The sequence below is a fragment of the Maridesulfovibrio spiralis (SeqCode) genome (genome assembly GCF_048571135.1).
GTDB classification, from domain to species: Bacteria; Desulfobacterota; Desulfovibrionia; order Desulfovibrionales; family Desulfovibrionaceae; genus Maridesulfovibrio; species Maridesulfovibrio spiralis.
Genome location: NZ_CP182344.1, coordinates 1,495,518 through 1,514,896, shown reverse-complemented (window position 1 = coordinate 1,514,896; position 19,379 = coordinate 1,495,518). Strand labels below are relative to the sequence as shown.

General features: G+C 49.7%; 18 protein-coding genes. 8 read left to right on the top strand and 10 right to left on the bottom strand.

Going from position 1 to position 19,379, the window contains the following annotated elements:
- Positions 1–71: 71 nt before the first annotated feature.
- Positions 72–314, top strand: a complete 243-nt coding sequence (locus tag ACNI29_RS06785) for a phage regulatory CII family protein (protein ID WP_419781447.1) — start codon at positions 72–74, stop codon at positions 312–314.
- On the opposite strand, the gene ACNI29_RS06780 is transcribed toward ACNI29_RS06785, so the two are convergent.
- Positions 311–2,986, bottom strand: coding sequence for a tetratricopeptide repeat protein (locus tag ACNI29_RS06780; RefSeq protein WP_419781446.1), 2,676 nt, complete (start codon positions 2,984–2,986; stop codon positions 311–313). The two genes, ACNI29_RS06785 and ACNI29_RS06780, sit on opposite strands and share 4 nt — an antisense overlap.
- A gap of 163 nt (positions 2,987–3,149) precedes the next feature.
- On the opposite strand from ACNI29_RS06780, the gene ACNI29_RS06775 reads away from it, so the two are divergent.
- Together ACNI29_RS06775 and rlmN are read left to right on the top strand one after the other, a co-directional pair.
- Positions 3,150–5,084 carry a glycosyltransferase family 39 protein gene (locus ACNI29_RS06775; protein WP_419781445.1) on the top strand — a complete coding sequence of 645 codons (1,935 nt, stop codon included), beginning with the start codon at positions 3,150–3,152 and terminating at the stop codon, positions 5,082–5,084.
- Positions 5,084–6,118, top strand: coding sequence for a dual-specificity RNA methyltransferase RlmN (gene rlmN / locus ACNI29_RS06770; protein ID WP_419781444.1), 1,035 nt, complete (start codon positions 5,084–5,086; stop codon positions 6,116–6,118). The genes ACNI29_RS06775 and rlmN overlap by 1 nt, the downstream gene beginning before the upstream one ends.
- A gap of 40 nt (positions 6,119–6,158) precedes the next feature.
- Here rlmN and ACNI29_RS06765 read toward each other — a convergent pair whose 3' ends face one another.
- From ACNI29_RS06765 to ACNI29_RS06730, 8 genes are all read right to left on the bottom strand, one after another.
- Positions 6,159–6,872 carry a FeoA domain-containing protein gene (locus ACNI29_RS06765; protein ID WP_419781443.1) on the bottom strand — a complete coding sequence of 238 codons (714 nt, stop codon included), beginning with the start codon at positions 6,870–6,872 and terminating at the stop codon, positions 6,159–6,161.
- The gene (locus ACNI29_RS06760) at positions 6,872–8,995 is read right to left on the bottom strand and encodes a heavy metal translocating P-type ATPase (protein WP_419781442.1); all 2,124 of its coding nucleotides are present in this window, start codon (positions 8,993–8,995) and stop codon (positions 6,872–6,874) included. Before ACNI29_RS06760 ends, ACNI29_RS06765 begins: the two co-directional genes overlap by 1 nt.
- Complete coding sequence (locus ACNI29_RS06755) at positions 8,992–9,255, bottom strand: hypothetical protein (protein WP_419781441.1); 264 nt, start codon at positions 9,253–9,255, stop codon at positions 8,992–8,994. The genes ACNI29_RS06760 and ACNI29_RS06755 overlap by 4 nt, the downstream gene beginning before the upstream one ends.
- 229 nt (positions 9,256–9,484) lie before the next feature.
- The gene (locus tag ACNI29_RS06750) at positions 9,485–9,802 is read right to left on the bottom strand and encodes a YtxH domain-containing protein (RefSeq protein ID WP_419781439.1); all 318 of its coding nucleotides are present in this window, start codon (positions 9,800–9,802) and stop codon (positions 9,485–9,487) included.
- A 3-nt stretch (positions 9,803–9,805) separates the two neighbouring features.
- Complete coding sequence (locus ACNI29_RS06745; RefSeq protein WP_419781438.1) at positions 9,806–10,528, bottom strand: hypothetical protein; 723 nt, start codon at positions 10,526–10,528, stop codon at positions 9,806–9,808.
- 34 nt (positions 10,529–10,562) lie between these two features.
- The gene (locus tag ACNI29_RS06740) at positions 10,563–10,880 is read right to left on the bottom strand and encodes an HMA2 domain-containing protein (protein WP_419781437.1); all 318 of its coding nucleotides are present in this window, start codon (positions 10,878–10,880) and stop codon (positions 10,563–10,565) included.
- Positions 10,858–13,065 (bottom strand): heavy metal translocating P-type ATPase, encoded by a 2,208-nt coding sequence (locus ACNI29_RS06735; RefSeq protein WP_419781436.1) that lies wholly within the window; start codon positions 13,063–13,065, stop codon positions 10,858–10,860. The genes ACNI29_RS06740 and ACNI29_RS06735 overlap by 23 nt, the downstream gene beginning before the upstream one ends.
- A gap of 207 nt (positions 13,066–13,272) precedes the next feature.
- Positions 13,273–13,617: a magnetosome protein MamC family protein gene (locus ACNI29_RS06730; RefSeq protein WP_419781435.1), complete on the bottom strand. Its 345-nt coding sequence runs from the start codon at positions 13,615–13,617 to the stop codon at positions 13,273–13,275.
- Positions 13,618–13,962: 345 nt separating this feature from the next.
- Between ACNI29_RS06730 and ACNI29_RS06725 the strand changes: the two genes are divergently transcribed.
- Positions 13,963–14,394 (top strand): Fur family transcriptional regulator, encoded by a 432-nt coding sequence (locus tag ACNI29_RS06725; RefSeq protein WP_419781434.1) that lies wholly within the window; start codon positions 13,963–13,965, stop codon positions 14,392–14,394.
- Positions 14,395–14,503: 109 nt separating this feature from the next.
- Positions 14,504–14,725, top strand: a complete 222-nt coding sequence (locus ACNI29_RS06720) for a hypothetical protein (RefSeq protein WP_419781433.1) — start codon at positions 14,504–14,506, stop codon at positions 14,723–14,725.
- A gap of 4 nt (positions 14,726–14,729) precedes the next feature.
- Here the strand turns inward: ACNI29_RS06720 and ACNI29_RS06715 are convergent, their stop codons facing one another.
- A complete protein-coding gene (locus ACNI29_RS06715) occupies positions 14,730–15,716 on the bottom strand; it encodes a GGDEF domain-containing protein (protein ID WP_419781432.1) in 987 nt (328 codons plus the stop codon).
- 480 nt (positions 15,717–16,196) lie between these two features.
- On the opposite strand from ACNI29_RS06715, the gene ACNI29_RS06710 reads away from it, so the two are divergent.
- The 3 genes from ACNI29_RS06710 to ACNI29_RS06700 are packed head-to-tail and all read left to right on the top strand — an operon-like array spanning position 16,197 to position 19,299.
- Positions 16,197–16,433 carry a FeoA family protein gene (locus ACNI29_RS06710; protein WP_419781431.1) on the top strand — a complete coding sequence of 79 codons (237 nt, stop codon included), beginning with the start codon at positions 16,197–16,199 and terminating at the stop codon, positions 16,431–16,433.
- The gene (gene feoB, locus ACNI29_RS06705; protein ID WP_419781430.1) at positions 16,423–18,951 is read left to right on the top strand and encodes a ferrous iron transport protein B; all 2,529 of its coding nucleotides are present in this window, start codon (positions 16,423–16,425) and stop codon (positions 18,949–18,951) included. The genes ACNI29_RS06710 and feoB overlap by 11 nt, the downstream gene beginning before the upstream one ends.
- Positions 18,952–18,975: 24 nt before the next feature.
- Positions 18,976–19,299 carry a hypothetical protein gene (locus ACNI29_RS06700; protein WP_419781429.1) on the top strand — a complete coding sequence of 108 codons (324 nt, stop codon included), beginning with the start codon at positions 18,976–18,978 and terminating at the stop codon, positions 19,297–19,299.
- The last annotated feature ends 80 nt before the right edge of the window (positions 19,300–19,379 follow it).

The window sequence follows — 19,379 nt, the reverse complement described above, 5'->3', positions numbered from 1 at the left end:
TGAAGGGTGAATCATTTTAGTTTATTAAATGTCTTAGGAACTCGAAATGAACAATGATAGGGCAAATATAAATGTCAGAAAAAGTAGAAAAAGCGATTCAGGAGTTGGTCCTGAACGGACCTGTTTCAATTGAGGAATTGGCTGAGAAGTTGGGTAAGTCACCCAAAACCCTTGCGCGTGAAGTTAATCCGGAAGACAAGAAAGCCAAGCTTGGCGCAGAAACCCTTGTTGAAATCATGCGCATCACGGGCGGGGTTGAGCCGTTGCGCCTGATGGCTGAAGAATTGGACCTTACTATAGAATCTCTTGATTAATCCCTGCCGGTGCTTTCCAGAAACGGCAGCAGCCAGATATTGCTGCTGTAGTTGAAATTGATCCACAGACCTGAGTAATTGTCATAACCACTTGAAATGTAGTGGCTCTCGTTTAAGAAGTTAGTGCTCATACTCTGAACTGCTTCTTCTTTAGTTGCGCCTGATTCATTTTTGGAAGCTTTGTTCTTGAGCGAGGCGAAGAAACCTTTACCTTTAAGACTTTCCAGTGCCGCCTCTTTTTCTTCCTCGGAAAGGGAAGATATTGCTTTACCCAACTCAACGGCCTCAGGGATTTTCGGGGAGCTGTCCAAAGCTTCATCATAGATGTCGTCAGCTTCATCCGTCATGCCGAGGGCAAGTGTCACACAGGCCAGATTGTTCAACAGTCTGCCGTCTCCCTTTTCATTTGAATCCAGTACCAGAGTATAGAGTGATCTGGCTCTTTCAAGTGTTTCAGTAGAATTATTGTACATTCCGGCAACAGCCAAAGCGTCGGCTTTCAGGATAACTGCTTGTTCTCTGTTTATTGCATCGGAAAAGCTGGACCTTCCGGCCTGTTCCAGAGCTTTAGCCATGTCAGCGGAAGGTGCAAGGACCATTTCGCGGATCAACAGGTTGAGCTGCAGAAATCGCGGTTTTATGCTTGTTTTTACAGACAGGGGTTTGAAGAGCAGTTCTTCGGCTTCATCCTTTTCTGAAGCACTGCTTGAAAAGTAGAGGTTGGCCGCCATAATTTCCGGCTGTTCTTCCATTTCCTTTGCAAGGTCCTGAGTTCTCCTGAACATATTTTCATAGGCTTCTTCCGTGGTCATGGCAGGGTATGCCAGCCATTCTCCGAGGACATCTATACCGGCGTTAATAAGTTTTGCCTGCGGACGGTTGTATGCTTCATACCCGGTCGCATAGCCCCGGGCCTTGGGTAAAAGAAATCTGGTGGCTGATGCTTCTTCTGAATCTCGCCCGTGCAGTTTAATGTTCGGCAGGGCTTCCGCTGTGATGCGCTCCAGTTTGTAGGCCAGTGCCAGTTCGTAAAAAAAACGGTCCTTGTTGCGCAGGTGTTCGGCCCTTTCAATATATGGACGAACCGAAAGCAGGGTTCCGGTTCTTTGGAAGGCAAGGCGTCCGAATCCGGTGAGGGGTCTGGCATCATCTGGTTTTATGCCGTGCAGTCTATGGAATAAGGGTTCGGCAAGGTCAGGTCTGTCCAGTAGGATGAGTGCGTCACCTTTATCCAGCAACCGTTCAAAGCTATCGTTTTCGGATATGGATATGGCTGTTTCACAAAGGGCTGCCAGTCGGGGCAGGGCTTGGATTTCCCTGCGCAGTTCACTGTCCAGCTCAGGGTCGGCGAGCAGAGGCTTGAGCTCTGAGGATGCGGCCCCGCCTGCTTTACCGTCCAGATTGCTGTACTGCGCTTTAGCGGTGGTCAGCAGCATTTCAGGGGAAACAGGCAGGGATGAGATGGAAACTGCACCATTCAGCAAGGGGGCGGCACGGGTAATGTCTTCGGCTTTAAGGGCTTGTTCTCCGAGTGAAAAGAGTATCCACGGAACAACCGGTGAATGGGTCCTGCCATGGAAGATTCGGGAAGCCAGCACCTGCTGTGCTTCACGCGCCGTGTTGTGAGCTTGAGTCAGAAACTCGATCCGTTGCAGGTTTTTTTCCAATGTTTCAGGGTTTTGCTCACTGAGAACCATGGATTGCTGAAGTTTCTCAGTGATCGCACGGGTGGTCTTTGAATCCAGCATGGAGCACATTTTGAGCAGAATGATGCACATGTCCCGGCAGGAAGTATCATAGGTGGCAATACTGTTTCTGATTTCACCGGCGATCATAACCAACTCTTCAACATCTTCAACATTGAAATCAGTATCGCTGTGTCTTAACCGTGTGAGGATGCTTTCGGCACGGTAGGCAAGGTATCCTGTAGAGGCATTGGTGTTTTGCTTCGGTAGAGCAGCAGTGGTAACCGGAAATTCCGGCAGGGTGGTTTCAGGCGGTCCCAGAATATTATCAAGCATGGCTTTTCCCGGTCCGGGAATTGATGCCGGAATGATTGAATCCCGCTCGGTAACTGAAATTTTGACTTTGCGTCCTTGTGGTCCGGGGGTCAAATAAATACGGGCCTTTTCAAAAAGGCCGCAATTTTCAAGAATGATCCTTCCTGCAATGATCTTTTGTGGAGTTGCTTGTTCTCCGGGCAGGATCTGGGCCAGTGCCATGACTGCATTGGGTGTTAAACGGGAATATCCGGTTACTTCAATGGAGGCTACGGACTGGTTGGAAATGAGTTCAGCGGTGGATTCTGCAAGTTCTGTTGCGGCAGGTTCCGAAGTGCTGCCGCCGACCTGTTTTCCTTTGAGAAATACATCCGGTTCCAGATGAAAGTTATCGGTCAGCAGGGCGGAAAAAGAAGTGCCTTTTCCGTCTTTAAGCATCAGTCCGGAAAGGGTGTATCTGGTTTGAGCTGATTCAGCGGTGCAATTCGCGCAACTCAGTCCGGAATCTACCAGTTTATCGGTTACATACCCTTTAAATTCAACAGAAGGCATGCCGGAGGGGCTCAGAAAGTCACCGATGGAGATAAGCGTGGGGGATGCGTTGGCTGCGGCTGGCAGTATAAAAATAGTAACTGCAAAAATAAGAACTCTTATGGAAAATGAAAAACGCATCTAGTCCTCGTAGTAGATATGGTATGATCTTTTTTAATCATTACCCTATCGCGCCCATTTAATCCAGCCCCGCATGTTTCGACTTGCTGTGCGAACTCTGGTAGAGCTACACCACAAAGTGAAAATGTGTTTTCTAAAATAGATTATGAACCGGAATTAACAAATGGATAAGAAACCAGAATCAGGACTTAATGAATTTTGCCGCAAAAACTGGCCCCTGCTGCTCGGTTTGCTGCTTTTGTTTTCTGCCGTTGTTTCTTTTTACGGAACATGGCTGAATTATTTCTACGATATTGATGAGCCGAAATATGCCCGTGCGGTTTATGAGATGATCCATAGCGGTAATCCGCTGGCTCCCATGTTCGACGGCATGCCGCGTATGGAAAAGCCGCCGCTGGTTTACTGGGTCATGTATCCCTTTGCATGGCTGGCATCCCTTGGTGATTTTCAAGGAAATGTGCTGACTCTTCTGCGTCTGCCCACAGTCATCTGTTCCGTGCTCATGGTGCTTGGCACAGCCCTGACCGGGCGTAGGCTTTTCGGTCCGGCGACCGGACTTTTGGCGGGTATGATCCTGCAAAGCTCATTACTGTTCAAATTCATGGCAGTAATGATGAAGGTCGATGTGGTCTTTGCATGCTGCGTTACCTGGGCCACATATTTCTACCTGTTGCGCTATCTCGGCGATAAAAGTTCTCGCGTGGCAGCCGGAGGTGCAATCCTGACAGCGCTGGGCGTGTTGGCTAAAGGGCCTTTCGCTTTCCTGCCCATGGCCGGGTATGCACTGGCAGTAGGTGTCCGCCACAACGTCAGCAAAAAGCACGCAGTTGATGAATCTGCTACTTTCATGTCCGCGTTTAACATCAAAGGTTTGGTTGCGGCCAAGTGGGCGGACCGCAATATCCTGCTGTTCTGGTTCATTGCCGGATGTGTGCCTTTTTTCCTCTGGCTTTATTTTGCGTGGCTGAGCAGTGGTTTCAACTACACAGAGGGGCTTCTGGGGCAGTTTTTCCATAACACCGCCTCCTCAAGTTCCAAAGTTGTGGATAAATTGAGTGGTCTCGATCCCTATTTTGATACCCTGACGGTCATATTTTTCCCTTGGGGCGGTTATGTGTTCGGAGCCTTTTATGGGATATACCGGACTGTTCGTGAGAAATTTAATGAGAAGTATGTGTTCATGGCCTGCGTTTTTCTGGTTTACCTGCTGGTCTTCACCCTGCTTTTCAAGCTGAAATCCAACCGTTATATGCTCCCGGTGCTTCCGCTGCTGGCTATTGCGGTCTGCGATTGGCTGCTTAATGCCAAGCGGGATAAAACATACAGCACCCTCTTTGAGATGGGCTTTGTCTGGATTTTATCAATGGCCGGCATGCTCGGATACCGTTCCGTGAAATCTGCCAGTGTATCGGTCAATCTTGCTGACCGTGTCCCGGTGGGCCAGTATATGGAGTTGATGTTTCCATTTTTTATCGCTCTCGGTGCTTTTTTTCTGGTCATGCTTGTGGTCAGCATTAAGCAGTATAAACGTCCGGCCCTGCATATAGTGGTCGTTTCGCTGGCGATTACATGTGTGATGCCTTTTTATTACAATGCACTACCATCTTATACTTCACTGACTGAAAATCGGCCCATGCCCATTCTGGGACAAGCCCTGACTGACAGGATTGCTGAATTTTCAGATGGTAACACCCTCGTTCTGCACCGTCCGTTCTTCATTAAAACCTTCCCGGACGTGGTTTACTACCTTAAAAAGCTTGATAAGGGCGGGAACTGCGTGTACTCGCTCGGTTCCAACGCACGGTCCGGTGATCTGGTGCAGGCTTTGGCTACCCCGAATATTGCTGCGGACCTGTTTAAGAGGGAACATCCCGATGCGGAGAAATATCCGCTCTACCAGTTCCTGAAGAATACAAAATTTAAAAATGCAGTATTAGTGCTTTCACCTGCAGATTATCAGAATGTGAAACTTTTCATCGACTCTCTTCCGTCTATGTTTAAAAAGTTCATTGAAGTCGAGGAAAGGGATATGCTGACTATTAAATGGATTAAGGACAAAGTTTTCATTGTCCGTTTCAATCCGGGTAAAATTAAATAATGATAGATATACTTGATTTGGAATACAGCGAGCTGGAATCATTTGTCTCGCAGGAGCTTAAAGCCCCTCGTTTCCGTACTGACCAGATCTGGCAGTGGCTTTGGCAGAAGGGTGTCGCGGATTTTGATTCCATGACCAACCTTGCCAAGAATCTGCGTGAGGAAATGAAAAAAAAAGCAGTCATCAACCATCCTCAGGTTGATGTGGTCCAGACCAGCAAGGACGGTACCATTAAGCTGTTGCTGCGTCTTAATGACGGTGCGCTGGTGGAAACAGTGCTCATCCCCATGGAAGGGCGCTACACTCAGTGTCTGTCCACTCAGGTGGGCTGCGCTATGGCTTGCACCTTCTGCAATACCGGGCTGATGGGATTTGAACGCAACATGTCCATGTCCGAAATGCTGGGGCAGGTTCTGGCCGGACGCAAATATCTGCGTGAAAACAACCTTGATCCGCTCAAGAATCTTGTTTTCATGGGTATGGGCGAGCCGCTGCTAAACCTTGAGAACCTGATCCGTACCCTGCGTAATCTCAATAATCAGGACGGTCTTTCCTTTGTGCCCCGGCGTATAACCGTTTCTTCTGTTGGCTTCGTCAAGCAGTTGGAAGAGTTGGGTAAAACCGGTTTGACACTTCCGGCCATTTCCTTGCATGCCCCCACTCAGGAATTGCGTGAGAAGATCATGCCCAAGGCTGCCAAGACCCATATCAAAGACCTGCTTGCAGCAATGGACCGTTTCCCGCTTAAGCCGCGTGAAAAAGTAACCTATGAATATCTGCTGCTGGGCGGTGTCAACGATTCCATTGAGCACGCCAAGCAATTGGTCAAGCTGCTCGGCCATCGCCGCTGCAAGGTCAACCTCATCGCCTACAACCCCGGTGATGAGCCGCTGTACAAGGCTCCCACAAGGGAAAAGGTGTTGGCTTTTGAAAAGTATCTCTGGGATAAAAAGATAACCGCAACCATCCGCAGATCCATGGGACAGGATATCAAAGCGGCTTGCGGACAGCTTAAAGCTGATCAGATGAAGTAAATAGAAAAGGGGTAGTTAAAACTACCCCTTTTTTTTTATTTTACAGCTCACTCACAACCATTGATTCTGCCTGATCCTGCCGGAGGTGCAGGCGCAGACCTTCTTTGGTCATGATGATTATTCTAGCGCCGGGATTCATGCCGATGGACCGGGCAGGTTCAACCGTTTCAAGGGTGATTTTTGCTCCGGGCTTGATACCTATAGAGCTGATCGATTCAGCAGCCCTTGGACCTCCGAGAATACTTTCTACTTCGAAAGGACGTCTCTTGCCGCAGGTTGCCAGCTGGCAGGGAACATTGTCGCAATTGCCCCAGAGCTTGGCGGCCATGCCTTCTGTGAGGCTGGTCCTTTTGCCGTCGACTACGGTTTTATATTCCATGGGTGGCAGACAGCGGATTAGCTCGATGTTGTCCCCCTCGGAAATACCTAGAATTTTAAGGCTTTTCTCCAGATGAGAACCGGCAATCAGACCTTCGATGTGGCCTTTTTCTCCGGGATTCATTTCAAACACCGGAGTCTTGTGTCCGTCATCATGGTGGACAATCACCTTGGAGGCCATTCCTGCTGCCAGCAGCACTTCACCCTGCGGGCCTTTGATGCGTACCGGATGCTGGACCGAATCTTCGGACATGATTTCCAGTTCCGATCCTATATGAAGCCCCATGCGTTCAAATCTGGTTTTAAGTGATTCAATCCCAACCTCTCTGAGCATCAGGGGCTTTTCTACGGGGGCTTTATCAAGTGTCAGGGACATTAGTCGATCTCCTTTGCAGCCTGTGGTGTTGATTGCCCAGGGGAAGATGTTTTCATTGCTGCGTAGCCAAGTATACCCACGGTGCTTAAGTTGTGGGTCATGGCTGCGGCGAGGGTGGATATCTTACCCATCCCGGCAAGCAGCAGGGTGGCGGAGTTGATGACTACAGCAGACCACAGGCAGTTGTTCAGTGTGTCGCGGTTGGTAAGGGCAATGCGGTGGGCTTCCACAAGGGTACGCATATCTTCGTTAAGCATGACCACCTGTGCGGATTCACGGGCGAGGTCGGCCCCGGAAGGCATGCAGATTCCGACATCGGCGCAGACAAGGGCCGGGGTATCATTCACCCCGTCTCCGGCAAAAGCCACTCTGGCCCCGCCTTCCTTGAGTTCCTTGACAATGTTGGCTTTATCCTCAGGCTTGAGTTCCCAGTGGACAGCATCTACCGGGGACAGCTGTGCCGCGAGGGCCAGTGCTGTTGATTTATGGTCTCCGGTGAGGATTTCAATACGCTTGATTCCGGCAGCCTTGAAAGCTTCGAGTGCTTCGAGTGCTTCCGGGCGCAGTTCGTCGCGCATGGCAATAATGCCGATCAGCTCTTCATCCATAGCAACGAAGAGCAGGTTCTTACCTGCATTACGCAGCTGGCGGGCTTTCTTTTCCATGTAAGAGCAATCAACATGCTCATCTTCTTCTACAAAATGCTGGCTGCCGACCAGAACTCGTTTACCATCAACATAGGCAGAAACACCGTGGGCCACGATGAAGTCGACCCCGCTGACATCAGGAAGTTCTATCCCCTGCTTTTTGGCCTCGTTGACCACAGCCTTGGCTACAGGATGTCCGTAGTGCTCCTCTGCTCCGGCAGCGATGGAAAGCAGTTCTTCCTCTTCGTAAAGAGGCATGGGTACGATATCGGTGACAATGAGTTCCCCTTTGGTCAGGGTTCCGGTCTTGTCAAAAACGATGGTGTCGATTGCTGCGAGGTTGTCGAGAGCCTGACCGCCCTTGAGCAGCACGCCGCTTTGGCTGGCGGTGTACATGGAAGTACGGGTGGCAACCGGAGTGGATAGCTTGATGGCGCAGGAATAATCAACTGTCAGTACTGATGCCGCGCGGGCTGCATCTCCGGTCAAGGCGTATACCCCCAGTCCGGCCCCGAAAGTCAGGGGAACCAGCTTATCGGCCAGTTCGGCGGATTTGATCTGGTTCTTGGATTGTGAGCGCAGTGAGCTTTCAAGATAGCGGTTGATACGGGCCATTCCGGTTTCAGCGCCGACTTTATCGGCCCTGATTTTCAGAGTGCCTTCTTCGACAACCGCGCCGGAAAGGGTAGAGTCTCCGGGCTGCAGGTGTACGGGAACAGATTCACCGGTGATGGAACTTTGGTTTATTGAACCGTCGCCTTCAATAATTGTCCCTTCGATGGGAATAAGTTCGCCAGCACCGCAGACCACAATGTCGCCTACTTGCAGATCATTGAAGTTTATTTCAAGTTCACGGCCTTCTTTTTCAATCCATATTTTTTCCACCTGCGGTCTGAGCAGGGTTTTAAGCAGGTCGGTTGATTTCTGTTCGGACTGGTCTTCGAGATATGCACCAAGACTGAGCAGGGCGCCCACTGAGTTGGAGGTGAAGTAGTCGCCGCGCAGCAGGGAAAGAGCTTTAACTGTACCATCCAGTACTTCGATTTTAACCCCGCGGGTGAACAGGGTTTCCAGCCCATCCATGATGCCGGGGATGCCCAGCATCCAACTTGTTGCAGTCTGAACTGGCAGGGGCAAAAACGGGGTAGCTGCAGCCGCTGCGGTCCGTGCTCCTACTTCAAGCATGTCCACGCCGTGTTCCCTCTCCGCCCCTTTGAGGAAAGCTTCTTTTGGAATGGTATCCAGAGCTGCTAAAATAGCCGTGCGAACTGCATGGCTGCCGTCATACTCCACGGCAATAGAGAAGGCCGGGCCGTTGATACGCACCGAGGTTACCCCGGTAAGGGATTCAACGCTGGCTTGCAGATAGTTGTGGTCCAGATCAGGTGCGAGCAGAATCAGCGATTTAAGTCTGATCCTTTTCGGCAGCTCATGGACTATCTCAAAACGTTTTTTTCTACTGGGAGTTCCGATCATCTGGTGGTCCTTTGCGGTCTTGTGGAAACCGCCCAATGCAAAGCAGTGAATCCGATAAAAGCTACCGAAGCCCAAAGGTGAAGCGGTTTAGCTCCCTTGAATTTCAATAACCCGGAAGCCGCTGAGGCCCCGAGTGTGGCAACCATTCCGACTTTGGCGGCAGTCTTGCTCTTACTGGGTGTAAGAGGACAGTCCCTGCACTGGCGAAACGGTTTCTTCCTGCTTTTGGTCAAGTCGGTCTTTTCAGGTAAAGCGTTCATGTTAAGCTCCCTTCTGATTTGCCTCCGGCGGCTGGGGAAGGGGAGCCTTTGGGAAAAGTTCCCCTTCCCCAGACCCCATCCCCTCAAAACTTTTTAGTATGCTTCGTATCTAGCGCGCTAAAACGGCCTTTGATTAACAAACATGCGAAGCCTTAATAAAAGGTTTTGGGATTCTTAAACCCTTTTGCAAAAGGGTTTAAGGCCCCCGGCAGGGTCCCCGAAGGGATAATTATTCAGATTGTGCTTCTGCTTTGATGTCGTGGATTTTTTCTTTGGCTTCTTCGATGCCGCCTTGGACAGCGGACCATGTTTTCACGGCTCCTGATACTACTGCTTTCTGCACCTTGGGATTGGAGGCTACGAGAGCCACTCCGGCCCCGACGAGGAAACCTTTCAGGTAGCGTGAATCGGTGAAATTAACCCAGCTTTTTGCTGTGTTGTCCTGCTGGACAGGTTCAACCTGCTGCAGGGTGTCAACGCGCTGTTGTTCAGTCAGCTGCGGGTCCTGATAATTATATACGTAGTCGTTGTTGTAATCCTGACTCATTGTCTACTCCTTTTCCGCTGCTGCTTTTGCAGCCTGTGCGGCCATGTATTCTTGTTCGGCTTTGAGGTCTTCCATTCTTTCCATTTCTTCTGCGGACATTTCTTCTTTGCCGCCGGAAGTGAAGATGGATCTTACTGTTTTGCTGGTGCAGACAAAGGTAATGCCTGCGCCGACGAGGAGTCCTTTCCAGAAACCGTCGTCAATGCCATTGAAAAAGCTTAAGAAACTTGCGGGGTCCGCTTTGCCTTCAGCAGTATCTTTAACGAGGTCGACGAATTGCTTAACCTGTTCTTCGGATGTGTTGGGAGCTGCTTCCGGGGCCTGCTGGACGGGCTGCTGCAGAGGTTGTTGGTAGACCGGCTGCTGAACGGGTTGCTGAATCGGCTGCTGGTATACTGGTTGCTGCACCGGCTGCTGGTAAACCGGCTGCCCGTACACCGGCTGAGCGTAATAAGCCGGCTGTTGTATCGGCTGCTGGTAAACCGGCTGCTGCATGGGTTGCTGAGCGGGCTGCTGGTAGACAGGCTGCTGCACGGGCTGTTGCACGGGTTGCTGGTAAACGGGCTGAACAGCCTGCATATTCCCGGCAACCGGTGCGCCCTGATAGGGATCACCGGGAGTTGTGTATGAAAAATGGGGCTGACCCTGGTCCGGGCCCATGACAGGCTGGGATGTGTTGGGCTGCTGCGGTGCTGCTGTTTCGGTATGGCTGGTTTCTGTGCTCATCTCTGGCTCCTGTTTTGTTTTCAGGGGGTTGTTTTTATGATGCGTTCTTCATCAGCCGTCCGTAGAGGTCGCTGACTATTTCCGCTTTTTTTGCCTGATCCTTTCCTTGAATGAGTTCTTCAATCAATTCAGGGCTTATCTCTTCAGGATCGTACTCAATCACCACCGAGCGGGCGGACATATTGACCCGTGCATCCTTGATAGCTTCAGGGAGTTCCGCGTGTTCTTTCATGGCCGCTAAAGCCACCGGGCGGGTGAGAATGAGCGGGCTGAATTTTATCCTGATCCGGCCCGGTATGTGGTGGGCCACATCAAGGTATTTTTCCAGTTCAACTATTTTGTGGAAGTTCATAAATTTTGCCTTGTCTGGTTTCAATTGATTCAGGGGAATGCAGGAGTAATCTTGATGAGTTGGCTATTACTCCCATGGTATGAAGAATGTGCAGGAATCCGGCCATTACCGGGGAGAGATACCCGGCAGCACCCATGATGACTCCCGCAATATTTGAACCTGTCGCCAGCCAGAAGTTCTGGTAGGCGATTCTGGTTGTATCCTGACTGAGCTGCTGCACGTACATCAGCCCTCTGAGGTCGTCGTCCACCAGCGCGATGTCTGCGGCTTCTACCGCAACTTCCGCACCCCCGGTTCCCATGGCGACACCTACATCGGACTGCGCAAGCGCGAGGGCATCGTTGATGCCGTCACCGACCATCATGACTTTGCCGCCTTCTGCCTGAAGGTTGCGGACCAGTGTCGCTTTTTCTTCGGGCATGGCCGAAGCGTGTATTTCCGGGATGTTCAGGGTCCGGGCGAGGTCGTTTGCAGTCGCAGGTTCATCCCCGGTCACTAGAACGGTTCGGCTCACACCGCCTGCTTCCAGCGAAGCAAGGGTCATGGCAGATTCTTCGCGGATGGTATTGGCAAAAGCCAGCAGCCCGATGGGTTCCTTGTCCTTAACCACATAAAGGACGGTCAGTCCTTTGCGTTTGAGGTTGGAAACCTGTCTGCTGACCGAGCCGATGCGCACATCAAATTGTTCTGCGAGCTTTTTGTTACCGACGAGGATTTCCATGGAATGGTTTTCATTATCAGGTAGTTCTGCGCGCATACCCTTGCCTAAGAAATATTCACACACAGTGTGGGGTAGGGGGGAAAGCTGTCGAAGCTCGGCTTCGTGCTTAATAGCCTGAGCCAGCGGATGGTGGTTGTGGGTTTCCACAGAGAAAGCATAACTCAGCAGATCGTTTTCGGTAATGCCTTCAATCACGTGGATATGCTCAAGTCTTGGTTCACTTCCGGTAAGAGTCCCGGTTTTATCAAAGCAGGCCACATCACAACGCCCGACTTCTTCAAGATACCTGCCGCCCTTGATGAGAATATTGTTTTTAGCTGCGGTGCTGATGGCTGCGCTGATGGGAGTTGAGGCAGAAAGCACGGTGGCACAGGGGCAGGCCATGACCAGCAGGACGGTGAATGCCCGCCAGGGATCAAGGGTCAGGGCAAGTGTTCCCACTGTACAGGCAAAGCCGATTTTAACCAGCCTTACGGAAAGTTTATCTGCCGTGGTTTCAATGTCGGTCTTGTTTTCGAGGGAATCCTCAACCTTGTGGAGAATGCGGGCCAGATATGTTTTATCGCCGACTTCATCCGCTTTGACATAGATGACACCTTCGCGGACAAAAGTTCCGGCAAAAACCTGATCATCCTGTTGTTTGTGGATGAAATCGGCCCGTCCGGTGATGGGTGCTTCGTTAATCAAGCCCTGACCGTCCACGATAGTCCCGTCTACGCAGATTTTCTCACCGGTATGGAGAACAACAACATCACCCTTTTGGAGATTGTTGATTTCAACCTCAACTTCCACTCCGTCCTTAAGGACAAATGTATGGTGGGTGGTGTTATCCAGAATGCTGGAAATCGCCCGGCGGGAACGTTCGGTTATCCATGCGGTAAGCAGTTCCGCGCCCGCATTGATCCAGAGAATCTCAAAGGCGGTCATGGCTTCCCCGGCTACGACGGCAGCAATTATCCCCCCGGCCAGAATTCCTTCAAGCCCGAATTTCTTCTCGCGCAATTTTTGGACCGCTTCCTTAACCAGCGGTACTGCAGCAAGCACCGTCAGGAAGCCAAGCGGACTAAGCAGAGTCTGGGCTACAGTGATTCCTAGAAGGGATTCGCTGATCAGCACCGCACCGCCTACAGCGGAAACAAAAGAGAAATATCCGAGAGCACTCTTAACCTGCGGACAGCCGCATTCACTTTTGTCCTTGATGGGGCAGATTTCAGTGCTGTGTACGACCACAAGTTCCCTGACAGTTTCATAGATAGCTTCAGGGGATATGCTAAGCGGGTTGTAGCGGATAACCAGTGCTGCACATTTGTAGTTAGTTCGTGTCCGGCTGACTCCGACCACTCGTTGCATGTTGCGTTCAATGGTACTGCAAAGGAGCTTGTCCTTTTTCAGTTTAGGAACCTTGAACCGCATCCGCCCGGGAATAGAGTGTTTTACGGTTGCGTATGTTTGTTCTGTTTTCACTTGAAAGTCCTGTTTGGTTGCTGGATTATCAGACGGACATCCTGTGAGATTGAAATTGAATATCAACGCCACGGAATTGGAAATACAAATGTGTACTCTGTTTGTCAACGGAAATATGATTTTAGTTTTCAATCTCGTTTAGTGCTGAGACAGCCCCATATTCGCTAGGAAAAGGGGGCTGTCATAAATTTTTCAGACTTTATCGAACTAGGACGTTTCTGGCAGTTTTTTACTGCATTTCCTGTCGAGAGGAGTAGGGACCGCTTTATCCCAGAGCATTTTAGCCCCGGTAGCGGCAATGGTGAATCCCAGCAGTCCTGTCAGTCCTCCCAGCCCGAACATTGCGGTAGCAGCGACCCCGGCAGCAGTAGCGAGGCCGGTTCCGGCTGATTCTTGTGCAACTGTTTTTACAGCTTCTCCACTTGTGATGCGTCCTTCGTTAACTGCGATAGTAGAGCGGACTGCCGCTACGGTTCCGCCCACCAAGGCTCCGGTGGCGGCAGCGGAAGCAGATATAACCGGAAGAACCCGAGTTGTTGTGGTTGTGGTCATAATATCCTCCTTAATTTTGACGGCAGTTCCGTCACTTGTGTTTGGGGTATGTGTATAATTACTTTGCTTTGAAGTTTTAGAAAGCAGCACGATTGAGTTTCAATTGCAGATTTTCAATAGTATACTATGATCTTGACAATTGTTATCATCTTCGGCAGGTTTGAACTTCTTTCTTCCCCAGCCAAGAATGCGTTTTAAACTTGAGAAATGTGAGTTTCTGCTTTTTCAGGTTTCATTATTTATGGAAATTGAGGATTTGCGAGTGAGTGCTTAGTGGTTGACAAGCGTTCTCACTTGAGAATAGTCGTCAGTTTCATTTTCACAAAATCCACAACGGAGGAAAGGATGTCAAGTCCGCAAACCACATTTCTGGAGTATCTTTCCAAAAACAATATGGCAGCCACAGAGCAGCGTCGTATAGTCCTTGAAGTTTTTCTCGGGACTGAGGGCCATCACTCATGCGAAGAGCTTTATGTGCATGTCAGCAAACGGGATTCGTCAATCAGCCCGGCGACTGTTTACCGGACCATCAAGCTGCTTGCCGAGAGCGGTATAGCTGAGTCCCTTGATTTCGGTGACGGAGTGACCCGCTTTGAATGCCGGCATAACAAACATCACCATGACCATCTTGTCTGCATCCGCTGCAATCGCCGGATTGAGGTGATCGAGGATCGAATTGAAGAACTTCAAGATAAGCTGGCCCGCAAACATAGCTTTGCTGTTAAGAGGCATAAAATGGTGCTTTACGGAATTTGCCCGGATTGTCGTACCCAATAGTGTGCATAAGCAATTCGTTTTCAATTGCAGTCGTTGGCGATAGCGGTCAGGAGTTGTAACTGCAGATCTGCACAACTTATGCGTAAACTAACATCAAGGAGAATCTGCTATGAGTTTGAATCTTGGAAGAGTGTTGCTTGTTTCTGCTGCGGCAACAGTAGCCGGAGCAGCTGTGTACGCAGTTTATAAAGCAGGCGGGGTAAAGCCTGCGGTTACCAAGGCTGTCAAGGGGGGAGTAAGGGCCGGCAGCTGGGCCACCAAACAATACTCCTCTGCAAAAGACGAAGTGGCTCGTCTTGTGGATGAAGCAAAGGCGGATATGGCTGGGTAGCAGCTTAGTTTTGCGGCGATATTTCTCTGTATCGAGCGGGACTGATAACTTTATCCCTTCCGGTCTGTTTAGCGAAATATAGAGCTTTGTCTGCGGTGGCGATGAGTGAGTCCGCTTCAGTTTCAGGGTCGTTCGCATGGCAGCAGAGCTTTGAAATGCCGATGCTCAGACTGGCTCTGCCGATTTTCATATCCGCGAATCTGATTCGAATTCTTTCAGCAATTTGTTCGCAGCGGGTTGAATCCACTCCGACAAGGATTGCACCGAATTCATCTCCGCCGAAACGGAAGGGGAAGTCTGTGCCGTTACGCACGGATGATTCAATGATCTGCCCTAGTTTTGCAAGGAGACGGTCTCCTTCCTGATGCCCGAATTTGTCATTTACTTCTTTGAAGTGATCGCAGTCAATGAGCATCAGGTGGAGCGGAGTGTTGCAGGAGATGCAGCGGGAACAAGTCTCAACAAGTTTTAGTTCGAAAAAGCGTTTATTGAACAGTCCGGTAAGATGGTCGGTGTAGGAGAGCAGGTTGAGCCTGTCTTTATCCCGGCGTGTTTTCACTAAGGACTGGGTCAGCCTCTGTTCGCGTTTGGCAACAGAGTGTGCCAGCCAGTTGAGGTTGTGCTGCAGACGTATCATTTCGTCGGTGTCAGTACCTACTTTACGTTGGTAAAGCTCTAGGCGCTGGTCAAGTTTTCCTTGCTTTAGTTTAACGCAGAAACTGTTCATCCGGCGCAGTTCCATGTTGATCAGAAGTTCCTCAAGCCATCCGGCTATGGGGACGCATAAAGCAACGCAAAGGCTGAAATGCAGGCATAGGAGCATGGCCAGATTGGATTGTTTTGTGAATTCTACAGCAATAAGCATGGCCCCGGAAGGCAGGACAACCAGAAGCAGGACGGCAAAGAACGCTCGGGTTTTAAGGCGGCTGCGGATATAATTATTTTTGGTACGTCTGCTGAGCGTTCGGAGTTTATCTTTATAGTTAGTCATTAATTTTTTACCTCCCCGGTATGAATTAATTTCAGAATATTGATGCTGTGTACTGCTTTTATGATAATTGTTTGCGCAGGGCAGAGTTGCTCATTGCGCTTCAGGTCTCTTTCGATTAATGAAATCGAAAATCAAATTCAAGTAAAAAAGAGACTCAATAAGGGTTAAGTATTAACCTGATTTTTCCAGACTGCGTAAGGAGGTGATTAAAAAGGATAAATTTTAATGTCTTTCCAAAAATATTTTTGGGTCTGTTTCATGATTTGAAGGCGGCAGATATTTTGTCAGCAAGGACCATTATTTCTGGTTGACAACAAAAACATGGCTATATAGTAATTGATTTCGAATTTCATTATCACAATGATTAAGAACTGAGAGGCAGTGTAAATGTTTAACAAATTTAATTTCTTTAACCGCGAAGTGTTCTCCGGACGGCGGAGGAGCGGTTTTGGCGGAAGAAAGCAAGGTAGAGCCTGCCCCATGCGCGGAAAGAGTCTGCTGGATATCCCGGTTGGGGAGAGTGCTGTTATTAAGAGGCATTTCTCCGGCGGGGCAGTCAGGCAGAGACTGCTAGATCTGGGTTTTGTTCCCGGAAGAAAAATCGAGGTTGTACGGGTTGCGACTCTCGGCTGCCCTCTTGAGTTGCGTGTTGCAGGGTACTGCGTGACCCTTCGCCGTACAGAGGCTTTTCAAATTGAGGTGGAAGATGAGCGCTGATGGTAAACGCATGATGAAGGATAATTTCCTCATCGCCCTTGCCGGGCAGCAGAACGCCGGAAAATCGACTACATACAACATGCTTACCGGAGCCAACCAGCATGTGGCTAACTATCCGGGTGTAACTGTTGATAAAAAAGTAGGTAGTTATCGTGAGGGCAAGGTCCGCTATGAAGTTGTGGATCTTCCCGGTACGTACAGCCTGACTTCATTCTCTCTTGAAGAAAGGGTTTCCCGCGAATTCCTGCTGGAAGAAAAGCCTGATGTCGTCGTTAACGTTATGGACGCGACCTGCCTGCGCCGCAGCCTGTATTTTACTTTTCAGGTCATGGAAATGAATTTTCCTGTTACTGTGGCCCTCAATATGATGGATGTCGCTGAAAGTCAGGGTATTTCAATTAATTTGAAGGAACTTACATCCAGACTGGGAGTTGATGTCGTCGCCACGGTCGGCCGAAAAGGGAAGGGTAAGCAGGCCCTTAAAGCTGCAATACGCAAGTCTGTTAAGCAGGAAGCCTATTCTCGTCCGGTGGCTATTGATTACAGTGAGCTGGAAGTACACATTAAAGCCCTTGAGGACATGTTGGCTGCAGATGCCAGTCTCGGTGTGCTTTATCCGCTGCGCTGGCTGGCAATCAAACTTTTGGAGAATGATGCTGAAGTCAGGCGTATTGTTGAATCCAAACATGCTGAAGGCAAGCAGATCGTTGAAGAAGCACTGACCCGCAGGTTGGATTTCGAAAATGAGTCCGATGTGGATACCGGAGACTTCATTGTTGCCTGCCGTGACCGTTTGGCTGGAGAGATCGTGGATGCCTGCGTCAGTAAAGAAGATGAAAGCAAGCAGCCTGTTTCCGAAAGGATTGACCGCTGGGTCCTGAACCGCGCACTTGCTCCATTCTTTTTGTTGGCGACAGTTTACATCATCTATGAGCTTTCCATTGTTCAGGGCTATGAGCTGACCAAATATACGTGGCCAATCCTTGCCAAGTTCAGAGATATTGTAGCAAATGTGCTGCCTGCCGCCGGATTGATTGAAGATTCTCTCTTGCGCTCCATGGCTTTGTGGATGGTGGACAGCGCCAACACATTGCTCAACTATGTACCCATTTTCTTCATTCTCTTTGCCCTGATCGCCATTTTAGAAGATTCAGGTTACATGGCCCGAATTGCCTTTATTCTGGACCGCATCTTTCACAGTTTTGGTCTGCACGGGCAATCCACGCTGCCATTTATTCTGGGCGGTGTTTTTGCCGGAGGCTGCGCTGTGCCCGGAATTATGTCTACCAAAGGCATACCGGACGAGCGATCCAGACTGGCGACCATCTTGACCGTGCCGTTCATGAACTGCCTGGCCAAGATTCCGCTCTATACATTGCTGGTGAACATTTATTTTGCGGAACACAAGTCATGGGCCATGTTCTTTATCTCGACCATTACCATCATAATGGCCCTGATTATTGCCAAGATCCTGACTACCACTGTCCTTAAAAGCCGCGAAACAGCACCGTTCATCATGGAAATGCCTAACTATCACGCGCCGACTCTTTTTGGTGTGGCCCAGCGGTCCATTGAACGGACCTGGGAATATATCAAAAAAGTAGGTTCCATTGTTGTTGCTGTATCCCTTTGTGTCTTTTCGCTCCTGCAGTTCCCCGGATTGAGCGATGAACGCATGGATTATTACGAAACCGAAATGAGTAAGGCTGTCGCTGTCTATGATTCCAAGATTGCAGCCAATCCTTATGCTGAAGTTGCCGGCGGTAACAACATGTTGCCTCTGTTGAATCTTTACGAAAATTATAAGCGTGCCCGTATGAACACTTCCGGTAAGGAAGGGGCCGCACGGGTGGACAGCTCCTTTAAGGAAGCCAATCCCGGATTGTTTGTCCTGCTCAAACCCCGTGGTGATAAAGAAGCCAAGACCGTGAACCGTGCCCTGCGCAAGCTTTCTTCAGAAAGAAAATCCCTGCGCCGGAAGATTAAGGAAGAGAAGATTAAAACATCCTTTTTCGGCATGATCGGCCGTTCTCTTGAGCCTGTTACCAAGTACGCAGGGTTCGACTGGAAAGTGAACATCGCTCTGATCAGCTCTTTTGCAGCCCGGGAATCATCTGTTGCTACAATGGGTGTTCTTTACCAGCAGGGTGCTGACGACAACCAGACTCTAGAACAGAGAATGGACAACGAGAGCCACAGCAGCGGCATGAACTCCCTGCATGCACTCGCTGTCATACTGTTCTTTGCCCTTTATCCTCCATGCCTTGCAGCGACCATCATGGTTAAAGTGCAGACCGGATCGTGGAAATGGATGGTTTTTGCCATCGTTTTCCCCACAGCTGTGGGTTTCGGAGTTGCTTCAGCTGTATTCACATTAGGTAATGCCATTGGAGCAAGTGGTATAACCATGATGAAGGGTTTTTACTTTGTGGCTTTTGCCGTGGCGCTGCTGATAGCCCTTGTCCATAAATTCGCTTCGGACAAAGTAGCAGAGTCATACGTATATCAACCTGAGTAAACCAATATATCTAAGGAGACAGATATGAAAAAAATATTCTCAAAAATCGTTGTTTCAGCAGGACTGATCGCTCTTTCCGCTACTGCCGCTCTGGCGCATTCACCTCTTTGCAGCTGCTTTGATAACGGTGACGGCACTGTTCTTTGCGAAGGAGGATTCTCTGACGGTTCTTCCGCATCCGGGGTTAAAATATTCGTTCGCGACGATTCCGGTGCAGTTGTTCTGAAAGGGGTGATGAACGAAAACAGCGAGTACGAATTCAAGAAGCCCGCAGGCCACTACACTGTTACTTTTTCCGGCGGCGAAGGGCATTCTATTGAGATCGACGGGTCCGATATTGTTGAATAGTTTATGTGCGGTTTGTGCTGCCCATAATTTATAATGCTGATCCAGCTTTTCTTTAGTTGATAAGAAGGATCAAAATCATA

Coding starts and splice junctions, on each gene's coding strand:
- ACNI29_RS06785 (WP_419781447.1), top strand. CDS start 72: ATGTCAGAAAAAGTAGAAAAAGCGATTCAGGAGTTGGTCCTGAACGGA.
- ACNI29_RS06780 (WP_419781446.1), bottom strand. CDS start 2,986: ATGCGTTTTTCATTTTCCATAAGAGTTCTTATTTTTGCAGTTACTATT.
- ACNI29_RS06775 (WP_419781445.1), top strand. CDS start 3,150: ATGGATAAGAAACCAGAATCAGGACTTAATGAATTTTGCCGCAAAAAC.
- rlmN (WP_419781444.1), top strand. CDS start 5,084: ATGATAGATATACTTGATTTGGAATACAGCGAGCTGGAATCATTTGTC.
- ACNI29_RS06765 (WP_419781443.1), bottom strand. CDS start 6,872: ATGTCCCTGACACTTGATAAAGCCCCCGTAGAAAAGCCCCTGATGCTC.
- ACNI29_RS06760 (WP_419781442.1), bottom strand. CDS start 8,995: ATGATCGGAACTCCCAGTAGAAAAAAACGTTTTGAGATAGTCCATGAG.
- ACNI29_RS06755 (WP_419781441.1), bottom strand. CDS start 9,255: ATGAACGCTTTACCTGAAAAGACCGACTTGACCAAAAGCAGGAAGAAA.
- ACNI29_RS06750 (WP_419781439.1), bottom strand. CDS start 9,802: ATGAGTCAGGATTACAACAACGACTACGTATATAATTATCAGGACCCG.
- ACNI29_RS06745 (WP_419781438.1), bottom strand. CDS start 10,528: ATGAGCACAGAAACCAGCCATACCGAAACAGCAGCACCGCAGCAGCCC.
- ACNI29_RS06740 (WP_419781437.1), bottom strand. CDS start 10,880: ATGAACTTCCACAAAATAGTTGAACTGGAAAAATACCTTGATGTGGCC.
- ACNI29_RS06730 (WP_419781435.1), bottom strand. CDS start 13,617: ATGACCACAACCACAACAACTCGGGTTCTTCCGGTTATATCTGCTTCC.
- ACNI29_RS06725 (WP_419781434.1), top strand. CDS start 13,963: ATGTCAAGTCCGCAAACCACATTTCTGGAGTATCTTTCCAAAAACAAT.
- ACNI29_RS06720 (WP_419781433.1), top strand. CDS start 14,504: ATGAGTTTGAATCTTGGAAGAGTGTTGCTTGTTTCTGCTGCGGCAACA.
- ACNI29_RS06715 (WP_419781432.1), bottom strand. CDS start 15,716: ATGACTAACTATAAAGATAAACTCCGAACGCTCAGCAGACGTACCAAA.
- ACNI29_RS06710 (WP_419781431.1), top strand. CDS start 16,197: ATGCGCGGAAAGAGTCTGCTGGATATCCCGGTTGGGGAGAGTGCTGTT.
- feoB (WP_419781430.1), top strand. CDS start 16,423: ATGAGCGCTGATGGTAAACGCATGATGAAGGATAATTTCCTCATCGCC.
- ACNI29_RS06700 (WP_419781429.1), top strand. CDS start 18,976: ATGAAAAAAATATTCTCAAAAATCGTTGTTTCAGCAGGACTGATCGCT.